The sequence below is a fragment of the Thermaerobacter nagasakiensis genome (assembly GCF_055396825.1).
The window spans coordinates 1513553-1533323 of sequence record NZ_AP043740.1 but is presented as its reverse complement, the minus strand read 5'-3'; the positions used below and the strand labels follow the sequence as shown (position 1 = coordinate 1533323).

Annotated in this window: 15 protein-coding genes; 9 read left to right on the top strand and 6 right to left on the bottom strand. The window is 70.1% G+C overall.

The genetic code is table 11. The features are described 5' to 3' along the window. Positions 1–43 precede the first annotated feature (43 nt). From ACZ5T9_RS06520 to ACZ5T9_RS06490, 7 genes are all read left to right on the top strand, one after another. A complete protein-coding gene (locus ACZ5T9_RS06520; protein WP_464832279.1) occupies positions 44–1690 on the top strand; it encodes an ABC transporter substrate-binding protein in 1647 nt (548 codons plus the stop codon). 148 nt (positions 1691–1838) lie between these two features. Next, a complete protein-coding gene (locus ACZ5T9_RS06515; protein ID WP_006903654.1) occupies positions 1839–2795 on the top strand; it encodes an ABC transporter permease in 957 nt (318 codons plus the stop codon). Next, positions 2795–3721: an ABC transporter permease gene (locus tag ACZ5T9_RS06510; protein WP_464832278.1), complete on the top strand. Its 927-nt coding sequence runs from the start codon at positions 2795–2797 to the stop codon at positions 3719–3721. Before ACZ5T9_RS06515 ends, ACZ5T9_RS06510 begins: the two co-directional genes overlap by 1 nt. Before the next feature lie 130 nt (positions 3722–3851). Next, positions 3852–4379, top strand: coding sequence for a chromate transporter (locus ACZ5T9_RS06505; protein WP_006903652.1), 528 nt, complete (start codon positions 3852–3854; stop codon positions 4377–4379). Between the two features lie 58 nt (positions 4380–4437). Next, a complete protein-coding gene (locus tag ACZ5T9_RS06500; RefSeq protein ID WP_464832277.1) occupies positions 4438–6162 on the top strand; it encodes a gamma-glutamyltransferase family protein in 1725 nt (574 codons plus the stop codon). Positions 6163–6197: 35 nt separating this feature from the next. Further along, positions 6198–7337 (top strand): ABC transporter ATP-binding protein, encoded by a 1140-nt coding sequence (locus ACZ5T9_RS06495; RefSeq protein ID WP_464832276.1) that lies wholly within the window; start codon positions 6198–6200, stop codon positions 7335–7337. Beyond that, a complete protein-coding gene (locus ACZ5T9_RS06490; RefSeq protein ID WP_464832275.1) occupies positions 7334–8377 on the top strand; it encodes an ABC transporter ATP-binding protein in 1044 nt (347 codons plus the stop codon). The genes ACZ5T9_RS06495 and ACZ5T9_RS06490 overlap by 4 nt, the downstream gene beginning before the upstream one ends. A 91-nt stretch (positions 8378–8468) precedes the next feature. Here the strand turns inward: ACZ5T9_RS06490 and arcC are convergent, their stop codons facing one another. The 4 genes from arcC to ACZ5T9_RS06470 all read right to left on the bottom strand — a co-directional run bounded on the left by arcC (position 8469) and on the right by ACZ5T9_RS06470 (position 13069). Then, complete coding sequence (gene arcC, locus ACZ5T9_RS06485) at positions 8469–9527, bottom strand: carbamate kinase (RefSeq protein WP_464832274.1); 1059 nt, start codon at positions 9525–9527, stop codon at positions 8469–8471. 76 nt (positions 9528–9603) lie between these two features. After that, positions 9604–10401 (bottom strand): cyclase family protein, encoded by a 798-nt coding sequence (locus ACZ5T9_RS06480; protein WP_464832273.1) that lies wholly within the window; start codon positions 10399–10401, stop codon positions 9604–9606. 102 nt (positions 10402–10503) lie between these two features. Continuing rightward, entirely contained in the window at positions 10504–11577 is a 1074-nt protein-coding gene (locus tag ACZ5T9_RS06475) for an oxamate carbamoyltransferase subunit AllH family protein (RefSeq protein ID WP_464832272.1), read from the bottom strand. A gap of 148 nt (positions 11578–11725) precedes the next feature. After that, complete coding sequence (locus tag ACZ5T9_RS06470; protein ID WP_464832271.1) at positions 11726–13069, bottom strand: uracil-xanthine permease family protein; 1344 nt, start codon at positions 13067–13069, stop codon at positions 11726–11728. Between the two features lie 331 nt (positions 13070–13400). Here ACZ5T9_RS06470 and ACZ5T9_RS06465 point away from each other — a divergent pair, with 331 nt between their 5' ends. Beyond that, entirely contained in the window at positions 13401–15422 is a 2022-nt protein-coding gene (locus ACZ5T9_RS06465; RefSeq protein ID WP_464832270.1) for a protein FdrA, read from the top strand. 127 nt (positions 15423–15549) lie between these two features. Continuing rightward, a complete protein-coding gene (locus tag ACZ5T9_RS06460) occupies positions 15550–16836 on the top strand; it encodes a YlbE family protein (RefSeq protein ID WP_006903643.1) in 1287 nt (428 codons plus the stop codon). A gap of 123 nt (positions 16837–16959) precedes the next feature. Here the strand turns inward: ACZ5T9_RS06460 and codB are convergent, their stop codons facing one another. After that, positions 16960–18315, bottom strand: a complete 1356-nt coding sequence (codB, locus tag ACZ5T9_RS06455; RefSeq protein ID WP_464834407.1) for a cytosine permease — start codon at positions 18313–18315, stop codon at positions 16960–16962. A 44-nt stretch (positions 18316–18359) separates the two neighbouring features. Next, positions 18360–19634: a cytosine deaminase gene (gene codA / locus ACZ5T9_RS06450; protein ID WP_464832269.1), complete on the bottom strand. Its 1275-nt coding sequence runs from the start codon at positions 19632–19634 to the stop codon at positions 18360–18362. Positions 19635–19771: the final 137 nt, after the last annotated feature.

Here is a 19771-nt window from a genome sequence, read left to right as displayed (position 1 = left end):
GCCGTGAACTCGTAACGTCCTTGTCTGGAAAGGAGGCCCCTTCATGCCTCGGATAGCCCAGATGGTGAGATGGCTGGTGGGCCGTCGGATCCGGACCCTGCGCCAGGCGGCACGGGCCGGCGCGCATGCCCGCGCCCGGCAGCGGGTGCTGGCCCTCGCAGCGGCCGTCGTACTGATCCTGGCGGGATGCGGCGGCGGCGCCACCGGCGGTGGCGGCGAAGGCGCTTCCACGCCGCCGGCGCAGGGCGGCGCCGGCGGGCCGGTGACCATCACCATCGGCATCAACGCCGACCCGCCCAACCTGGACCCCGCCATGTCCAGCGCCCTGGTCGATCGTTACGTGCAGAACAGCATCTTCGACAAGCTGTACGATCTGGACGAAAACCTGCAGGTGGTGCCCGAACTGGCCGAGTCCCTGCCCGAGGTGTCGGAGGACGGCACGGTCTATACCATCAAGCTGCGCCAGGGCATCACCTTCCATGACGGCACGCCCTTCAACGCCGACGCCGTGGTGTTCAATCTGCAGCGGTACCTGAACCCGGATTCGGCCCGCTACAGCGAGCTGTCGGCCGTCGACCGGGTGGAAAAGGTGGACGACTACACCGTCCGCATCGTCCTGAAGCAGCCGTACAGCCCGCTGCTCTACACCCTGACAGACCGGGCCGGCATGATGGGCTCGCCCAAGGCCATCCAGGAGGCGGGCGACCAGTTCGGCCAGAACCCCGTGGGGACGGGCCCTTTCAAGTTTGAAAACCGGATCAAGGGCGACCAGATCGTCCTGGTCAAGAACCCGGACTACTGGCGGGAGGGCCTCCCCAAGGCCGACCGGATCGTGTGGAAGGTGGTCACCGACGACAACATCAAGGTGGTCAACCTGAAGGCCGGCCAGCTGGACATCATCGACACCGTCCCGGCCCAGTCCATCGCCGACCTCCGGTCGGTCCCCAACCTCAAGGTGGAGATCGGGCCCGGCCTGGGCTTCCAGGGCATCTACCTCAACACCGAGAAGGAGCCCTTCAACAACCCCTACCTGCGCCGCGCCGTGGACCTGGCCATCGACCGGTCCACCCTGGTGCAGGTGGTCTTCCAGGAGACGGCGGAACCCGGGTACGGTCCCTTCCCGCCGTCCAGTCCCGCCGCGGCCGCTTCCGGGGAACCGCCCCAGCGCGATCTGGACCAGGTCAAGGCCCTCCTGGCCCAGGGCGGCCACCCCGAGGGCTTCCAGTTCACCCTCAAGACGGCCACCGGCCCCGTGACCCAGCAGGTGGCCCAGGTCATCAAGGACATGCTGGCCGACGCGGGGATCCAGATGGAGATCCAGCAGGTCGAGTTCGGCAGCCTGCTGGACGACACCGACAACGGCAACTTCCAGGCTGCCGCCCTCGGCTGGAGCGGCCGCCCGGACCCTGACGGGAACATCTACCCGTGGCTGTACACCGGCGGCAGCCAGAACGACTCCCGCTACAGCAACCCCGGCGTCGACCGGTTGCTGGACCAGGCGCGGCAGGTCCTGGACATGAACCAGCGGGTGGAGCTGTACCGGCAGGTCATGGAGCAGGTTCATCAGGACGCGCCGTACATCTACCTGTACTACCCGAAGAACGTCAAGGCGTACTCGGCCCAGATCCAGGGCTTCGTCAACTATCCCGACGGGATCATCCGCACGGAGAACCTGACCAAGGTGCGGTGACCCCGGCCGGCGCCGACGCCGTCCCAACCGCCAGGGCCCGGGTCCCGCTGGGCTGCCCCGGCTGCCCGGGCCCTGGCGGTACTCCCAGCACCCGGAGTCGCCGGGGCGGGGCGACCTTCGCCCCGCCCCGGCGAGGGGAGGTGAACCTTTGCTTCAGTTTGTGGCTCGCCGGCTGCTGCTGAGCCTTCCGGTACTCATCCTGGTCACCTTGCTGGTCTTCGTCCTGATCCATGTGGTGCCGGGCAACCCGGGGCGGGCCATCCTGGGTCCGGAAGCCTCGCCCGAAGCCGTGGCAGCCTTCAACCGTGCCCACGGCCTCGACCGGCCCCTGCACGTCCAGTATCTCACCTGGCTGGCCGGGGTCCTGCGCGGGGATCTGGGCCGGTCCCTGGTCGACGGGACGCCCGTCACCACCCTGATCGCCCAGCGCCTTCCCGCCACGGTCGAGCTGGCCGTGGGGGCCATGCTGGTGGCCACCCTGGTCGCCATACCGGCAGGGATCCTGGCCGCCACCCGCCAGGGTACGGCGGTGGACCACACGGGCACGGTGCTGGCGCTGGCCGGCCTGTCCATGCCCCAGTTCTGGCTCGGGCTGCTGCTGATCATCTTCTTCGCCGTGCGGATGAACTGGCTGCCGGCGTCCGGTTACGTGCCCATCACCGTGGATCCGGTGCAAAACCTGAAGACCATGATCCTTCCCATCGTGGTCACCGGCCTGCGGGAGTCGGCGGTCCTCATGCGCATGATGCGCTCAAGCCTGCTGGAGGTCCTGCGGCTCGATTTCGTCCGCACCGCCCGGGCCAAGGGATTGGGCGGTTGGGGCGTGATCGTCCGCCATGCCGCCCGCAACGCGCTGGTCCCCGTGCTCACCGTCAGCGGACTGCAGCTGGCCGGGCTGCTGGGCGGGCTGGTGATCACCGAGCAGATCTTCGTGATCCCCGGTTTCGGCCGCCTGATCGTCGACAGCATCTACAGCCGCGACCTGATCACCCTCAAGGGAGCCGTCCTGGTGGCGGCCACGCTGGTGGTGCTGGTCAACCTGGTGGTCGACATCCTCTACGCATGGCTCGATCCGCGCATCAAGGTCACGGGAGGGAGCCGGTGATGAGCCTGCACCCCGAGCCCCTGCCGGTACCGGAACCCGGCGGTTCCTCCCCGGCGGCACCGGCGGCCCCCGCCAGCCGCCCGGCCGCCGGCTGGCGGCGGCTGCTGCGCCGGTTCGTCCGCCACCGCCTGGCCACCGTGGGGGCCGTGGTCGTCGCCCTGCTGGTGGTGGTGGCCGTCCTGGCCCCGCTGCTGGCTCCTTACGACCCGGCTGAACCCGACTACGGGGCCGTCCTCCAGCCGCCGTCGGCCCAGCACCCCCTGGGCACCGACGAGCTCGGCCGCGACATTCTGTCCAGGCTGATCTACGGCGCCCGGGTGTCGCTAATGGCCGGGCTCATCTCCGTCGGGCTGGCCCTGGCCATCGGCCTGCCCGTCGGCGTGGTGGCGGGCTACTTCCGCGGCTTCTGGGACGAGTGGATCATCATGCGCCTGACGGATGCCTTGATGGCGTTCCCGTCCCTGGTCCTGGCGCTGGCCATCGCCGCCGTGCTGGGTCCGAGCTTCGGCAACGCCATGATCGCCATCGGCATCAGCCTCTCGCCCACCTTCATCCGGCTGGTCCGCGGGCAGGTGCTGGCCGTGCGGGAACTGGAATACGTGGAAGCGGGGAGGGCGGTGGGCGCCGGCCACCTGTGGCAGATCGGGCGCCACATCCTGCCGAACATCCTGAGCCCGGTGCTGGTCCAGGCCACCTTGAGCCTGGCCGCCGCCGTGATCAGCGAGGCCAGCCTGAGCTACCTCGGCCTGGGTACGCAGCCGCCCGATCCCAGCTGGGGCTACGACCTGAGGACCGCCCAGGGATACCTGCACGTGGCGCCGTGGATGGCGTACTGGCCCGGCCTGGCCATCTTCGTCACGGTGCTGGCGTTCAACCTGCTGGGCGACGGGCTGCGCGACCTGCTGGATCCGCGCCTTCGGTCCTGAGACGGTGTGCCCGTACCTTGTGGGCGGCCCGCCCCTGAGGCGCCGGCGCCCTTGAGGCACGCCGGGCGGTACGCCCGCCCGGCCGCGCCGGGAAGATCGCACGCAACGGATGGCAGGAGGAGGGACCCCGGTGTCGTGGGAGCGATTATGGCAACTGGCCGTCGCCTTCGGGCAGAGCGGCCTTCTGGGATTCGGCGGCGGGCCGGGCGTGGTGCCGTTCATCAAGGAGCAGGTGGTCGATCGCTACCACTGGCTGGATGAAGCGGGCTTCGCCGAGACCCTGGCCCTGGGCAACGCCCTGCCGGGCCCCATCGCCACCAAGCTGGCCGCCTTCATCGGTTTCAAGGTCGCCGGGCTGCTGGGGCTTCTCGTGGCCGTCACGGCGGCAGTGGCCCCTACGGCCATCGCCATGATCGCCCTGGTCGGCGTCTTCCAGGCCTACCGCCACTCTCCCGCCGTGGCGGGAGCCCTCAATGCGGTCAAGCCGGTGGCGGTGGCCCTGATGTTGCAGGTGGCATGGGACCTGGGCACCCGCTCCTTCCCGGGTGTGGCCACATGGGTGGTCGGCGTCGCCAGCACCGTGCTGCTCTTCGCCGGCGTCAACCCGGCCCTGGTGGTGGCCCTGGCCCTGGTCGCCGGGGCCGTGTTCCGGATCTAGCGGCGCCTGCGCCGCAAAAGCCTTCCACAAAAAAACAGGCTTGGTGAGGTGAGCTCCCGTGATCGATCCCGCCCTCACGTCGGATCCCGGCCGGCCCGTGTGGGCGACCCGCGGCATGGTGGCGTCCGGCCAGCCCCTGGCCACCGCCGCCGGGCTGGAGATGCTGCTGCGGGGCGGCAACGCCGTGGACGCCGCCCTGGCCATGGCCGCCGTCACCAGCGTGACCATGCCCGAGATGTGCGGGCTGGGCGGTGACGCCTTCGCCCTGGTGTACGACGCGCGCACCCGCACCGTGACGGCCTTCAACGGGAGCGGCCCCGCTCCATTGGCCGCCAGCGTGGAACGGTACCGGGCCGCCGGCTACACCGAGATGCCCTTCGAAGGCTGGTGGTCGGTGGCCGTTCCCGGTGCGGTGGGCGTCTACCTGGAGATGCACGCCCGGTACGGCTCGCTGCCCCTGGAAGAGGTCTGGGCGCCCGCCATCCGCTACGCCCGGGAAGGATTCCCCATCGACGCCCGGCTGGCAGCCAACATCGCCGCCGGGGCGGACAAGCTGGCGCAGGATCCCGCCGCAGCCGCCGTGTTCCTCGCCGCCGGTTCCCGCCCCCGGCCGGGTACCATCCTGAAGAACCCCGACCTGGCCCGCAGCTTCGAGCAGGTGCTGGCCGAAGGGGCCGAGGGCTTCTACAAGGGAACCCTGGCCCGCCGCATCGGCGAAGCGTCCCGCGCCGCCGGCGGCCTGCTGACCGCGGAGGACATGGCGGCCTTCGAGGTGGAGGTCTACCGGCCCCTGGTCACCACCTACCGGGGATACCGGGTCTTCGAAACGGCACCGCCGTCCCAGGGCCTGATCCTCCTGGAAATGCTGAACCTGGCGGAAGGCTTCGACCTGTCCGGCGGGTCGCCCACCGATCCCGACGTGGTGCACCTGCTGGTCGAGATCAAGAAGCTGGCCTTTGCGGACCGCAACGCCTACCTGGGCGACCCCCGCTTCGTGAAGGCGCCGGTGGAGAAGCTGATCAGCAAGGCCTACGCAGCCCGGCGCCGCCAGGATCTCGACCTCCGGCGGGCCAACAACGCCCCCTCGGGGGGCGACCTGGACGGGGACACCACGTCCTTCGTCGCCGTCGACGGGGAGGGGAACGCCGTTTCCTTCATCCACAGCATCTCCGCCCTCTGGGGTGCGGGCGTGATGGTGCCGGGCACCGGCTTTCTGATGAACAACCGGGCCGGGCGCGGCTTCGTCCTCAGCGAGGAGCACCCCAACGGCCTCGCACCCGGCAAGCGGACCATGCACACCCTGAACACCTACCTGGTGACCCGCCCGCAATCCCCCGATCTGGAGGAGGGCGGTCACCCGCAGCCCGCCGCCCCGGAGCAGGGTGCCGGCAGCTCCCGGCACGATGCAGGGCGGCCTGCGGGCGACGGCGAGCTGGTCCTGGTGGGCAACACCCCCGGCGGGGACGGCCAGCCCCAGTGGAACCTCCAGGTGCTGGTCAACGTGCTGGACTTCGGGCTCAACGCCTACCAGGCGGTGGCGGCACCCCGCTGGACCAGCTTCCCCGGGACCGATCCCATCAACCTCAAGGCGCCCCTTGAGCTGCGGCTGGAGTCCCGCTTCCCGGCCGAGACGGCGGCGGAGCTGCTGCAGCGCGGCCACGTCCTGCGCGGGATCGGCCCCTGGGCGGCCGGCGGCTCGGCCATGCTGATCCGGGTGCTGGAGGGCGGCGTCTACGAGGGCGCGGCGGACCCGCGGGACGGCGGCGTGGCGCTGGGCTTCTGACGGAACGAACCTGCACCGGGAGGAGGTGCGGCGGCATGAGGATGCAGGCGGCTCACACCCCGCCGCCGGGCGGGGCGCCACCGGACCGGCCGGGCCGGGACACACCGGCCTCCGGAGGCGAGGCCGGGCGCCGGGGGGAGGCCGGCCGGGAGATGGCGGCGGAACGGCGGGCCGGTTCCACCGCCCCGGTGCTGGCGGTGGACGATCTCTGGGTCCGCTTCCGGACCGAGGACGGGCCCTTTGATGCGGTGCGTGGCGTGACCTTCCATGTCAACCCCGGGGAAACGGTGGCCCTGGTGGGTGAGAGCGGGTGCGGCAAGAGCGTGACGGCCCTGTCCATCATGCGGCTCCTGCCCGAGCCGCAGGCGCAGATCCGGCGCGGCCGGATCCTCTTCGAGGGCCAGGACCTGGCCGGGGCTTCCGAGCGGGCCATGCGCCAGATCCGGGGCAATCGCATCGCCATGATCTTCCAGGAACCCATGACCAGCCTCAACCCCGTGTACACCTGCGGGGAGCAGGTGGCGGAGGCCATCCGCACCCACCGGCGCTGCAGCCGGAAGGAAGCCCGGGAGCTGGCGCTGGAAGCGTTTCGCCAGGTGGGGATCACCGATCCCGAGCGGCGCCTGGACCAGTTCCCCCACGAGCTCTCGGGCGGGCTGCGGCAGCGGGTGATGATCGCCATGGCCATCGCGTGCCGGCCGCAGCTCATCATCGCCGACGAACCCACCACGGCCCTGGATGTGACCATCCAGGCCCAGATCCTGGACCTCCTCCGGGACCTGCAGGCCCGGCTGGGGACCAGCATCCTGTTCATCACCCACGACCTGGGCGTGGTGGCCGAGATGGCCGATCGGGTGGTGGTGATGTACGCCGGCGAGGTGGTCGAGCAAGGTCCCGTGCAGGCCATCTTCCGCCGCCCGGGGCACCCCTACACCGCCGGTCTTTTCCGCTCCATCCCCCGGCGGGATACGCCGCGGAAGGCCCCCCTGCCGGCCATCGAAGGGGTGGTGCCCCACCCGTCCCGGAGGCCTCCGGGCTGCCCCTTCGCACCGCGCTGCCCTGAAGCCCGCGGCGTGTGCCGGGAGCAACCGGCGCCCTGGGTGGAGCTGGGGGACGGCCACGGCGCGCGGTGCTGGGTTCATGTCGAAGAGGCTCGGGAGGTGACGGCCCGGTGAACGCAGCGCTGGCCAGCGCGCCCCAGGAACAACGCTTGCAAGGCTTAGCCGCCGGGGAACCGCTCCTCGAGGTGCGCGACCTGAAAAAGTACTACCCGATCCGGCGGGGGCTCTTCGGACGGGTCGAGGGCTTCATCCGGGCGGTGGACGGCGTCTCCTTCACCCTCCGCCAGGGGGAGACCCTGGGACTGGTCGGCGAGAGCGGCTGCGGCAAGACCACCCTGGGCCGGACCATCCTGCGGCTGCAGGAACCGACGGCCGGGCAGATCATCTACCGCGGCCAGGACCTGACCCGCCTGCCACCGGCGTCCATGCGCCGCTTGCGCCGGGAGATGCAGATCATCTTCCAGGACCCCTTCGGCTCCCTGGACCCGCGGATGACGGCGGGGCAGATCGTGGCCGAGCCCCTGTTGGTCCACGGGGTGCCCCGGGCCGAGCGCCAGCGGCGGGTGGCCGAGCTCCTGGAGCGGGTGGGCCTGTCGCCGCAGGACGCCCGCAGGCTGCCCCACGAGTTCTCGGGCGGCCAGCGCCAGCGGCTGGGCATCGCCCGGGCCCTGGCCCTCAACCCGCGCCTGGTCGTGTGCGACGAGCCCGTCAGCGCCCTGGACGTGTCGATCCAGTCCCAGATCCTCAACCTGCTCATGGAGCTGCAGCGGGAGCTGGGGCTGACCTATCTGTTCATCGCCCACGACCTCAACGTGGTGCGCCACGTCAGCGACCGGGTGGGCGTGATGTACCTGGGGCGCTTGGTGGAGCTGGCCGGCGCCGACGAGCTGTATGCCTGGCCGGCCCATCCCTACACCCAGGCCCTGCTGTCGGCCATCCCCGAACCCGATCCCGAGCGGCGGCGGGAGCGGATCGTCCTGCAGGGGGACGTCCCCAGCCCGGCCCGGCCCCCCAGCGGCTGCCGCTTCCACACCCGCTGCCCGCTGGCCCGGGAGCGTTGCCGGCTGGAAGAACCGGCCTGGCGGGCCGTCCGGCCCGGCCACTGGGTGGCCTGCCACTTTGCCGAGGAGGCTCTCGGCCGGACGGCCGGGTAAGCCCCCGCCCTACCCTGAAGCACCGCCCTGCCACCGTCGTGAGCTTTCGCCCACAGGGACGGGCGGCAGTCGTGCCACCGGCCTTCGGGCCTCAGACCACGGTGGCCGCCGTGGCCGGCACCACCTGGGTGCCGGCCCGCCCGTCCACCACGTCCATCGCCCGCTCCAGCGGGCCGATGGCCGCCCGGCGGCCCGTGGCCTCGACGAAGCGAAGCACCGCCTCCACCTTGGGCCCCATGCTGCCCGCTGCAAAGTGGCCTGCGTCGCGGAAGGCAGCCAGCTCGGAGGCGGTGACCCGCTGGAGCGGTCGGGCCCGGGAGGTGCCCCAATCAAGGGCGACGTGCTCCACGTCCGTCAGGACGAACAGGCCCGTCGCATCCAGCGCCACCGCCAGCCGCGCCGCGGCCAGGTCCTTGTCGACCACGGCGTCCACCGGCTCGTCGCCCGCCACGGGCACCCCGCCACCGCCGGCGGCCACCACGGTGACACCGGCCGCCACCAGCTGGGCCACCACCGCCACCTCGGCCACGGCCACGGGATCAGGCGACGGCACGCGGCGCCGCCAGCCCCGGCCGGCGTCTTCCGCCACCACCCAGCCCCGCTCGCGGGCCAGGGCCCGCGCCACGTCCTCGGGGTAGAAGGGACCGATGGGCTTGTCCGGACGGGCGAAGGCCGGGTCGTCCCGATGCACCAGGGCCCGGGTCACCAGCACCGCCGTGGGCCGCCGGATGCCCCGCCGCGCCAGGGCCCGCTCCAGCGCTTGCTGGAGCATGAACCCCAGCAGCCCCTGGGTCATGGCGCCACAGGCATGCAGGGGCAGGGGCGGGACGCGGGACGCGGCCTCTTCCTGCTGGATCAGCAGGTTGCCTACCTGGGGGCCGTTGCCATGGGTGATGACCAGGCGGTCCCCCCGGGCGATCAGCGTGGCCAGCTGCCCGGCGGTGGCCGCCAGGTTGGCTGCCTGTTCTTCGTAGGTGCCCCGCTGTCCATGCCGCAGGATGGCGTTGCCGCCCAGGGCCACCACCCAGAGGGGCCCACCGGCCCCGCAGCCGGTCCCCTCGTCGGCCCCCGGCTGCCGTGATTCCCTGCCCTGGTCCGTGCCGGAGACGGGTCCGGCTTCCCCGGCCTGCCTGCCCTTCACGCCTGCCACGCCCCTTCTCCCGCCACGCCCCTTCATCGGCCCTGCCCCTCCGTCGCCCCGCCCGCCGGCCGGAGGCCGCCGGGTCCTACGCCCCTTGCCTCTGGACGAAGGCGACCACCCGGCAGAAGGCCGCCTCGCCGCCCTCGAACTTCCAGGGGAAACAGCCGATCCAGACCCGCTGGTTCAGCACCCGGTCGATGTCCCCGCCCACGTTCTCCACGTGGACCAGGTCATGGGGGAAGAGGAAGTTGTGCATCAGCTGGAACTCGTGATCGGGGAAGATCTCGTCCAGCGGCCGGCCCAGTTTCCGCTCCGCCTCCCGGGCCAGGTCGGGGCGCAGCTTGCGGATCACGGTGTTCATGGGGTGGTCGGCGGAACCGGCGTCGATGCCGATCCAGCGCAGCTCCATGGACAGGGCCCACTCGGCAAACTCCCGGGTCGGGCCGGGGTGCTTGCAGAAGTACCGCTCCTCGTCGGGCCGGTCGCCGTGGTTGTAGTAATGGTGGTAACCGGTGTGGATGATCAGGATGTCGCCCTTGCGGACCTCCACCTTGCGGGTGATGTGCTCGGGAGTGTAGATGTCGTAGTCGCCCACCTCGTCGCTGATGTCGACCACCACCCCCGGGCCGAAGAGGCGGTCCAGGGGAAGGCTGGCGATGTCCTTGCCCCCTGTGATGAAGTGGATGGGCGCATCCAGGTGGGTCCCCACGTGCAAGGTGGTCTCGATCTTCTGGCCACCCACCCGGTCGAAGGCGGGGCGCTTGATCCACTTCACCACCGGGCCGTCGTACCCGGCGAAGGCCGGGGTGTTCACGCCCCAGGGATGGGACAGGTCGATGAGCTCGACGTGACGGAGATCCACAGGCACGATGGGCTGGTTCATGGGCGCGCCTCCTTTACCCGGTTCGGAGCTGGGTTAGGGTGACGGCGGGGCGAACCCTTTGTGCTGTGTTCACAAGGGACAAGCGGCGGGAATGGGTTGAGCTCACCATCTGCCGTTCTCGCCATGGGCAGCACCGGCACCCTCCTGACGGGCGTGGTCCCCGCCGGCATCCCGGCGGGCGGCCATCCATAGCCCCCAGGCCAGGTCGATGCCTGAGGAGTGGCCGGTGCGAAACAGGCGGCGGGCTGCACGGGGGACGGCAGGGGCGTCGCCGGACCAGAGGGCGGCCAGCAGGCCGGCGGCCGGTTCCGGCAGCTCGCCGTCCAGCGCGGCATCCAGCAGGGCACGGCTGACGGGACCCGTCCGGCGGGCGGCTTCGTTGCGGAGCCAGGCCGCCCACGGGTGAAAGGCGGCGCCCCCGCCACCACCGCCCGGCCCGCCGCCGGCGGCCGGCTCCCAGGCCGGGCTCCCCGGCGGAGGGGCCGGCCTCCCCGGCCGGGCGCCGGCCCGCCAGGCCCAGTAGGCGCTCCAGCCCGCCAGCCAGTCGTCGCCCGAGGGGGTGAGCCCCGGCCCGGCACCCAGCAGGGCCCGGGCTGGTTGGGCCGCCTCATCCCAGCGTCCCGCTGCCACCGCCCGCTCCAGCTGCGCCACCGCTTGGGCCAGGGGCTTCCAGCCCGGCGGCGGTGCGACCGCCAGCAGATGGCCCAGCACGGCCGCGGCCCGGCGCCGGGCCCTGGCCGCACCCCGCGCCCCCCCGGGAGGAAACCACCGCCGCCACAGGCCAGGTGGCGGAATGGCCACGGCCGCGGTGCCCCTGCCCGCCTGCCCACCCCCGCGCCCCCAGCGGACCGGGTCGCCTACGGCGAACCATCGCCGCCAGCCGCCGTCAGGGGGCGCCGGGGTGCTGCTGCCCGGTGCGGCGGGCACGCTGCCGGGTCCCGCGGGCAACCGCAGGTGCCACGGGCCGGGCGGCAAGGCGCCGTCGCCCAGGGCAATGACCGTCACCGGGGCAAGGGGGGCCGGGAAGGCCGGGGGAGCCGGGGACCAGGGGCCGGGGCCGGGTTCGTCCCATCCGGCGACGCCCTCGGCGTACACACCCTGCCGGTGCACCGCGACCACCCTGCCCGTGAACCGAGGGGGCACCCGGCCGCCGGCTTCGGCTTGCCTGCCGTTCACCGCCCGGGCACCCCCCTTTCGTGACCCGTGACCGGATCCTGTGACCTTGCCCCGCCGCCGTACCGCCGCCTTCCTCGGGTCGGTCCGAGCCGGCATTCGTTGTCCCACCGGACGCCGGCCACGAAGCCCGCGTATCGGCCCGCTGGCTTCAGTCGTCGCCCCCTGCGGGCGAGGGCGCGGGTTCCGCTACACCCGCTTCCTGTCCCGCAGCGCGGTTCCGGTCGAAGGCGACGAAGATCAGGTTGAGCAGGATGCCCGCCACGGCCGCCGTGGCGATGGCCGGCAGCTTCATCCCCCAGATGGGAATGTTGCCGCCCTCGAAGGCGTTGCCGCCCAGGCCCACCACCAGGATCACCGCACCGATGGCCAGCTGCCGCGGGTCAAAGAGGTTCACGCGCTCGGACATCATCAGGGCGATGCCCTGCATGCCGATGACGCCGAAGAGATAGATGGCCAGCCCGCCGGTGACGAACTCGGGCAGCGTGCCCACCAGGGCCGACAGCTTGCTGAAGAAGCCCAGGATCATGGCGATGGCGCCGGCCGCGATGAGCACCGCCGTGGAATAGTTCCTGGTGATGGCCATCAGGCTGTTGTTCTCGCCGTAATTGGTGCCCGACGACGCTCCCAGCATGCCGTGCACGATGTCCGCCAGGCCGTCAAGGATCAGGTTCAGGCCGATCAGGTTCTTGATGCGCAGCGGGCGCTGCCGCTTCTCCTCGGCCAGGCGGTCGATGTAGAGGCTGATCTGGTACAGGTGGGCCGTGCTCTCGGGAATGGTGGCGATGGCGATGGGTGCGATGGCCAGGATGGCCTGCCAGGCGCCGGGCGCCGTGAAGGCCGGCAGCTGGAACCTGGGCAGGGCGAACCACGGGGCCTCCAGCACCGGGGTGAAGTCCACGTGGCCGGTGGCAGCCGCCACCACGTAGCCGCAGGCGGCACCCAGCAGAACGGGCAGCATGCCCAGGAGCCCCCGCCCCTGCAGGTACACGGAGAACAGGATGGTCAGGACCAGGGTCAGCAGGGCGATGCCCCAGTTCTTCGAGGCCATGTCCATGGCCGTCTTGGCCAGGGCGATGCCGATGACGATGGCCACCGCCCCCGTCACCGCCGGCGGCAGAACCCGGTCGAGCCGGGCCTTGCCGGCCCGCTGGATGAGCCACCCGCAGATGGCGTTCAGCACGCCCGTGGCCACCACGCCCACCTGGGCCACGGCGAGCCCTGAGGTCTGGGCTACCGACTGCACCGGGGCGATGTAGGCAAAACTGCCGCCGTAGTAGAGGAGGATCCGGCCCCGGGAACCCACCACGGCCACGATGGTGGCCAGGCCCGAGGCGAACAGCGTGACCCCCACGTCAAACCCCGTCAGGATGGCCACCAGCACGGTGGCCGGGAACATGGTCAGCACGTGCTGGAAGCCCAGGCTGACCAGTGCGCCGAAGGGCGGCCGGTCCTGGGGGAGATACCCCACCACCCGTTCCCGCTCTGCCGCCATTACGCAACGCCCCCCTGGGAGATGCCCGGCACCTCCCCTACATGATGGAAGAACCCGCCGCCCCTGGGCCGCGCCCGCCGCGGGCGCGGCCCAGGGGCGCACTTCCGGCGCCATTCGGCACCGGGAGGAGACTTCCTCTTGGCGACCATGCGTTCGCCCCGAACGGTTCGCCGCCTTTGTTTCTGCGTTGCAATCCCCACCATGACAGTTTGTGTGGTTTTCACCAAAGATCGGGCCGCTTCACCGGGGAAAGGGGATCCCACCAGCCCCTGCGTGGGGCGGTTGCCGCGGCGCACCGCCCCACGCAGGGAGGTACGGGAGGCGCGGCCCGATGACAACCCTGCCACCGCCCGGGCAGGCCGGGCTCGTCCGCAGCCTGGTCCGCCCGGGAGCCTACTTCGACTCCATCACCTTGATGCAGCTGCAGCGGCGCCTGCGCGAGATGCCGGGTGTCGAGGAAGCCGGAGCTGTCATGGCCACTGAGGCAAACAAGCAACTGCTCGCCATGGCCGGCCTGTTGGACCAGGTGGGAGTCGCCGCCGGCCCCGGCGACCTGGTGGTCGCCGTCCGCGGCGCCGACCCGGACCGGCTTGAGGCGGCGCTGGGCCAGGTCGACACCCTGCTGCGGCAGCGCCCGGGCACCTGGAGCGCCGCCGGCCGCCCGCTGGAGGCGGGCGGGTTCGTCCCCCCAGGGCCGGAGGGAGAGGCCCCTCAAGTTATGGTCCCGGGACCCGGCGTCCGGGAATCTACGGGTCCGCCGCCCCGCACCCTGCGCCAGGCCGTGGCCCTGCTGCCCGGCGCCAACCTGGCCCTGATCTCGGTGCCCGGCCGGTTCGCCCGGTGGGTGGCGGAAGAGGCACTGGACCTGGGCCTGCACGTCTTTTGCTTCTCGGACAACGTCCCCCTGGATGACGAGGTGGCCCTCAAGGCGCAGGCCGCCCGCCGGGGACTGCTCTTCATGGGCCCCGACTGCGGGACCGCCCTGATCGCGGGGACGGGATTGGGGTTCGCCAACGCCGTACGGCCCGGACCCGCCGGCATCGTCGCCGCCTCGGGCACCGGCTTACAGGAGGTAGCCTGCCAGCTGGATCGCCTGGGCGTGGGCGTGCGCCACGCCATCGGCACCGGCGGCCGCGACCTGCACGAGGCGGTGGGCGGTGCCACCTTCCGGGCCGCCGTGGCGGCCCTGGCCCGCGACCCCGGCACGCGGCTGATCGTGGCTCTGTCGAAACCGCCGTCGCCGGCCGTCAAGCAGCAGGTGCTGGAGGCCCTGGCCACCTGCGGCAAGCCGGTGGTGGTTCACTTCCTCGGCGAGCCGGACCAGCCCTGCCCCACCCTGGCCGCTACGGCCCGGGCCGCGGCGGCCCTGGCGGCTCACGACGCCCGGACGCGAGATGCGGCCCCCCAGGCCGCTGGCGGCCCGGCGGAGTCGACCGGATCGCCCGGCGCCGGCCGGCAGGCGGAGATCGAAGCCGGGGAGCTGCTGGCCCGGGCCCGCCGGCTGGCCTCCCGGCTCCACCCGGACCAGCGCCGGGTCTGGGGCCTGTACGGCGGCGGAACCCTCTGTTATGAGGGACAAGGGCTGGTGGAACACCTGGCCGGGCCCGTGGCCTCCAACGCCCCGCTCCCCGGCCGGGCCGCCTACCGGCCCGGGGAGCCCGTCCCCCCTACCCACCTGCTGCTGGACCTGGGAGCCGACGAGTTCACCACCGGCCGGCTCCACCCCATGCTGGACGCCGAGACCCGGCTGCGCTACCTGGCCATGGCTGCCCGGGATCCGGCCGTGGCCGTGGTCCTCCTGGATGTGGTCCTGGGCTACGGCGCCCATCCCGACCCCGCGGGCGAGCTGGCCCCGGCCATCGTGGACGCCCGGGCCACGGCGGCAGCCTCGGGCCGCCACCTGGTGGTGGTCGTCGCCCTCTGCGGCACGAGCGCGGATCCCCAGGGCCTGGCGGAACAGGCCCGGCGCCTGGAGGCGGCCGGGGCCGTGGTCCTGCCTTCCCACGCCGAGGCCGCGCTGCTGGCGGGGTGTGTGGCGGCTCTGGCCGCCGGCCGGACCATCGATGCGGCCGGCTTGCACCGCTGGCTGGCTCCCCGGGGGGATGCCGTCCTGCCGGCCGCCGCCGGACCCGATCAGACCCCGCCCACCGGGACCACCGCCGGCACCGGAACGGCGCGCGGGGACGCCCTCCCCGGCAACCTGCTGCAGGGCGTGGTGGCCGTCAACATCGGCGTGCCCCTCTTCGCCGAGAGCCTGGCCCAGCAGCAGGTGCCGGTGGTCCACGTGGACTGGCGCCCGCCGGCCGGGGGCAACCCGCGGCTGCTGGAAGCCCTGCGGCGACTGCGCAGCTGAAAAAGCCGGCCGGCCTGGGGCCGGTTCTTGCCGGCCGCGTTTCCGCCGCGAGCCCCGGGCCGCCGGGGACCGCCCGCCCCGGGCGTCCTGGGCAGCTGCACGGACAATCCACGGGAAGGTGAGCGCCGTGTCGCAGGTCGATACTGCCAATGCCGAGGCCCTGCGCCGCATCCTGGAGGCCCACCCGGTGCTGGTGGGCGTCGCCCCCGCCGGCCGGGTGGTGCCCGGCCTGACGGAAGGCGTGATCCTCCACGCCGGCCCCCCCATCACCTGGGACCGGATGTCAGGCCCCCTGCGCGGCGCCGTGATCGGCGGCATCCTCTTCGAAGGCTGGGCCCGGACGGAGGCCGAGGCCGCCGCCCTGGTCGAACGCGGCCAGATCCGCTTCGAACCCTGCCACCATCACCAGGCGGTGGGGCCCATGGCCGGGGTCACCACCCCCTCCATGCCGGTGTGGGTGGTGGAAAACCGGACCTTCGGCAACCGGGCCTTTTGCAACCTGAACGAGGGGCTGGGCAAGGTCCTGCGCTACGGGGCCTACGGCGAGGAAGTGCTGCAGCGCCTCGCCTGGATGCGGGACGTGCTGGGCCCTGCCCTGGCGGCGGCCCTGGAGTCCCTGCCCGGCGGGCTGGACCTCAAGATGCTCATCGCGCAGGCCCTGCACATGGGGGACGAGGGCCACAACCGCAACAAGGCGGGGTCGGCCCTGCTGCTGCGGGCCTTGGCGCCCGCCCTGGCGCGGAGCGCCGGGGCCGGCCGGCCGGGGCTCGGGGACCGGCTGGCGGAGGTCTTCGACTTTCTGGCTGCCAACGAGATGTTCGCCCTGAACTTGGTCATGGCCGCCTGCAAGGCCACCATGGACCCCGCCCACGGCATCCCGGCTTGCTCCCTCGTGACCGCCATGGCCCGGAACGGAACGGACTTCGGCATCCGGGTCAGCGGCCTGGGGGACCGGTGGTTCACCGCTCCCTCCCGCGTGCCCCGGGGCCTGTACTTCCCGGGCTTCAAGGCCGAGGACGCCAATCCCGACATCGGGGACAGCACCATCACCGAGACCGCCGGCCTGGGCGGTTTCGCCATGGCCGCCGCGCCGGCCATCGTCCAGTTCGTCGGCGGCAGCCCCCGCGATGCCCTGCAGGCGACCCTGGACATGTACGCCATCACGGTTGGGGAAAACCCGGCTTTCGGCATCCCCGTGCTGGACTTCCGGGGCACTCCCACGGGCATCGACATCCGCAAGGTGGTGGAAACGGGCCTCCTGCCCCGCGTCAACACCGGCATCGCCCACAAGGAGGCCGGGGTGGGCCAGATCGGCGCGGGGCTCGTGGAACCGCCCATGGAGTGCTTCGAGGAGGCCATCGTGGCACTCGCCGAAGCAGTCAGCCCTGCCGGACAAGACACCACGACCACTTGACATGTTACAGGCGCAGGCGACCCCACCGCGCCCCAGCAGGACGGGAGCAGTACCAGCGGGATGCGCCGGAGTCGTCCCCTTGCGCATCCCGCTGTCCTTTCTCTCGTAGACCTTGCCTTGGTGTCACGCTGGTTCCGGCGCGATGGGCTCTTCAGCAATCCGATGCTCCTGTGCACGCCCCAAACCAAGGAAAACGGCCCGAAGTGCAGGCACCGCCAGAGCAGCAACTACGATGCCCACCAGGGGAGGCACTAGAATACCGGCACTGCTGCTCCACTGGGCTGCAACCGTTCCAAGCAGATACGCCAGAACAGCGTCCCAGCGAACTGCCCGGAATTGGACGCGGTCGAGTCTGGGAAGTTGCTGCCTCCACACGAAGAAGTAGTCTCCTATGATCGCCCCACCCAACGGTGGAATCAGCACACCCAGTGCAACTAGCCATGGGATCAGGGCCTGATCGATGCCTAGAACGGCCAACAGCGTGCCGGTGGCCACCCCGGCCACAACGAAAGGCTTCTTATTCGGTATATTGAAGAATTCGGCGCCCGCTACCCCAAACGCATATGCGGCGTTATCATTCGTCGTCCACAGATTGAGAATAAGGAAAATCACACCCCACACGATAAGTCCCATTTCATACAAAATGTTGACGAAGTCTCCCTGAGAGGCTGGGTAAGCCGTGCTTCCCACGGCACCAAAGAACAACATCGCGCCGTTCCCTAAAAGAAAGGCGATCAGCGCAGCCCAGAACGCAACACCAGCCGAACGGGCAAACCGCGTCCAGTTCGGCGCTTGAGTACCCCCACTGGCGAAGGTACCGACGATCACGGTAATCGCTGCAGCCAACGACATTGAGTTCTGAGGTTCCATGGCAAGCAGTCCGGTCCACCCTCCTACTTCGGCGACGGAGCGGAGAGTGACCCATGCTGCCATGATGAGCAAGAGGGGAACCGATACGGCACTAAGAAGCTCCATACCCTTGTAGCCGTAATAGGCTGTGATGCCCATGAGCACCCCTGCAAGAACCACCAGGATCTTTATGCCGATAACCGACCCCACACCCAAGGCCACCGCCAGCAGTGACCCCATGACGCCCGCCGTCACACCATACCAACCTACCTGGGTGCCTCCTAGAAGCAGATCCGCCCATTTCGCCCCATAGTGGCCGAGCGTATAGCGACTCATCAGCACCGTGGTGAGGCCGGTACGCGCCCCGATCGCACTGAGCACGCCAACATACCCTGCGAGAAGAAGGCTGCCAAAGATGATGATTTGCACGAGTTCTGCGAAGGGGAAGGCCGTGGCCAAGCGCGCTCCCGCGAGCATGGTTGGTGTAAAGAAGGTGAAGCCAAGGAGGATGATGCTTACCGACCATAGTCCTTGCCGTGCCGTTGCAGGAACGTGAGTGAGCGGGAAATCGGGGTCCACACGACCCTTGTTGCTTCGCCCGTCTTGCATCACACCCGTTCCACGGTTCATACCCACGCACCCCTCTCCCCAGTCAGGGATGATTGATCCGAATGCTACATCCGAAAGGTAACGTCTCGTACGTCGCCGCTCGCTTCGTATACGCGGCTCTGCGATGGTACCGTCTCGGCCACAACGCGTCCGCGGCGCAGTACATAGCGTGCCACCGCCTGGCGCCGTAAAGCATCGATCTCGTCGACGGCGTCAAGGATGACGAGATTGGCAGGATTACCAACCCCAATGCCGTACTCGTGCGCAATTCCTAGGCACCGAGCGGCATTGTCCGTGATGGTGTCGAATACCTTCTTCATCTCCGTACGACCACTCATATGCGCTACATGCAACAGCAACCATGCAGCCTGTAGCATGTTTCCTATGCCAAGGGGGTACCACGGATCCATGATGGAATCATGACCTGTGGCCACGTTGACACCCATCTCGAGAAGTTCCTTAACACGAGTCAAACCACGTCGCTTCGGATAGGAATCGAATCGGCCCTGGAGGATGATGTTGTCTAGCGGATTGGTGATCACGTGGAGTTCGGCCTTCGCCATGAGACGCATCAATTTAAAGGCGTATGCGTCGTTATAGGATCCCATGGCTGTGGTATGGCTCGCCGTCACCCGCCCTTCCAAACCGTCCCGTATGGTCCGTGCAACCATTGTCTCAACAAAGCGCGAGTGTGGATCATCTGTTTCGTCACAATGAATATCGATAAGACGATCAAACTCAAGCGCCAGGTCAAAGGCGGCATGGACGCTGGCCACCCCGTCTTCGCGGGTATACTCGTAATGAGGAATCCCGCCGACCACGTCGGCACCCATGCGTAAGGCTTCCCTCATGAGGTCGAGACCGCCCGGATATGCAAGGATACCCTCTTGGGGGAACGCCACGATCTGAATCGCACAAAGGTGACGCACCCGTTCCTTCACTTGCAGCAGAGCCTTTAGGGCGGTAAGGTTCGGGTCGCACACGTCGACGTGGGTACGGATGAACCCGACGCCCTGGGCCACCTCCCAACGCACGGCCTCCGTGGCCCGGCGAATGATATCCTCTTCGGTCAACATGGCCTTGCGCTCGGCCCAGATGGCGATGCCCTCTAGTAACGTTCCGCTCTCGTTGAAGCGCGGCTGCCCGACGGTGAGCACAGCATCAAGATGCAGATGCGGATCGACCAATGGCGGTATCACCAGGCGGCCCGCAGCATCGATTTCCTTTCCCGCCGGGCCCTCGTACCGAGGTTCGATGGCTGCGATGATCCCGTCCCGGATGGCAATATCGACGAGATCGGAACGGTCCCGGAGCTTACAATGCTTGATGACGGTGTCCACTTTCCCCCGCCTCCCATTCCAGTTCCGCCGCAACACACAGCTTCAACACTGAAACCTCATTCCGAAATACGACACAAGGCGTGATTGTCTGGACGGTTACCGTATATTCGTCTGCACTACCTACGTAAAATCGGACC

Coding starts and splice junctions, on each gene's coding strand:
- ACZ5T9_RS06520 (WP_464832279.1), top strand. CDS start 44: ATGCCTCGGATAGCCCAGATGGTGAGATGGCTGGTGGGCCGTCGGATC.
- ACZ5T9_RS06510 (WP_464832278.1), top strand. CDS start 2,795: ATGAGCCTGCACCCCGAGCCCCTGCCGGTACCGGAACCCGGCGGTTCC.
- ACZ5T9_RS06495 (WP_464832276.1), top strand. CDS start 6,198: ATGAGGATGCAGGCGGCTCACACCCCGCCGCCGGGCGGGGCGCCACCG.
- ACZ5T9_RS06480 (WP_464832273.1), bottom strand. CDS start 10,401: ATGAACCAGCCCATCGTGCCTGTGGATCTCCGTCACGTCGAGCTCATC.
- ACZ5T9_RS06470 (WP_464832271.1), bottom strand. CDS start 13,069: ATGGCGGCAGAGCGGGAACGGGTGGTGGGGTATCTCCCCCAGGACCGG.
- ACZ5T9_RS06465 (WP_464832270.1), top strand. CDS start 13,401: ATGACAACCCTGCCACCGCCCGGGCAGGCCGGGCTCGTCCGCAGCCTG.
- codB (WP_464834407.1), bottom strand. CDS start 18,315: ATGAACCGTGGAACGGGTGTGATGCAAGACGGGCGAAGCAACAAGGGT.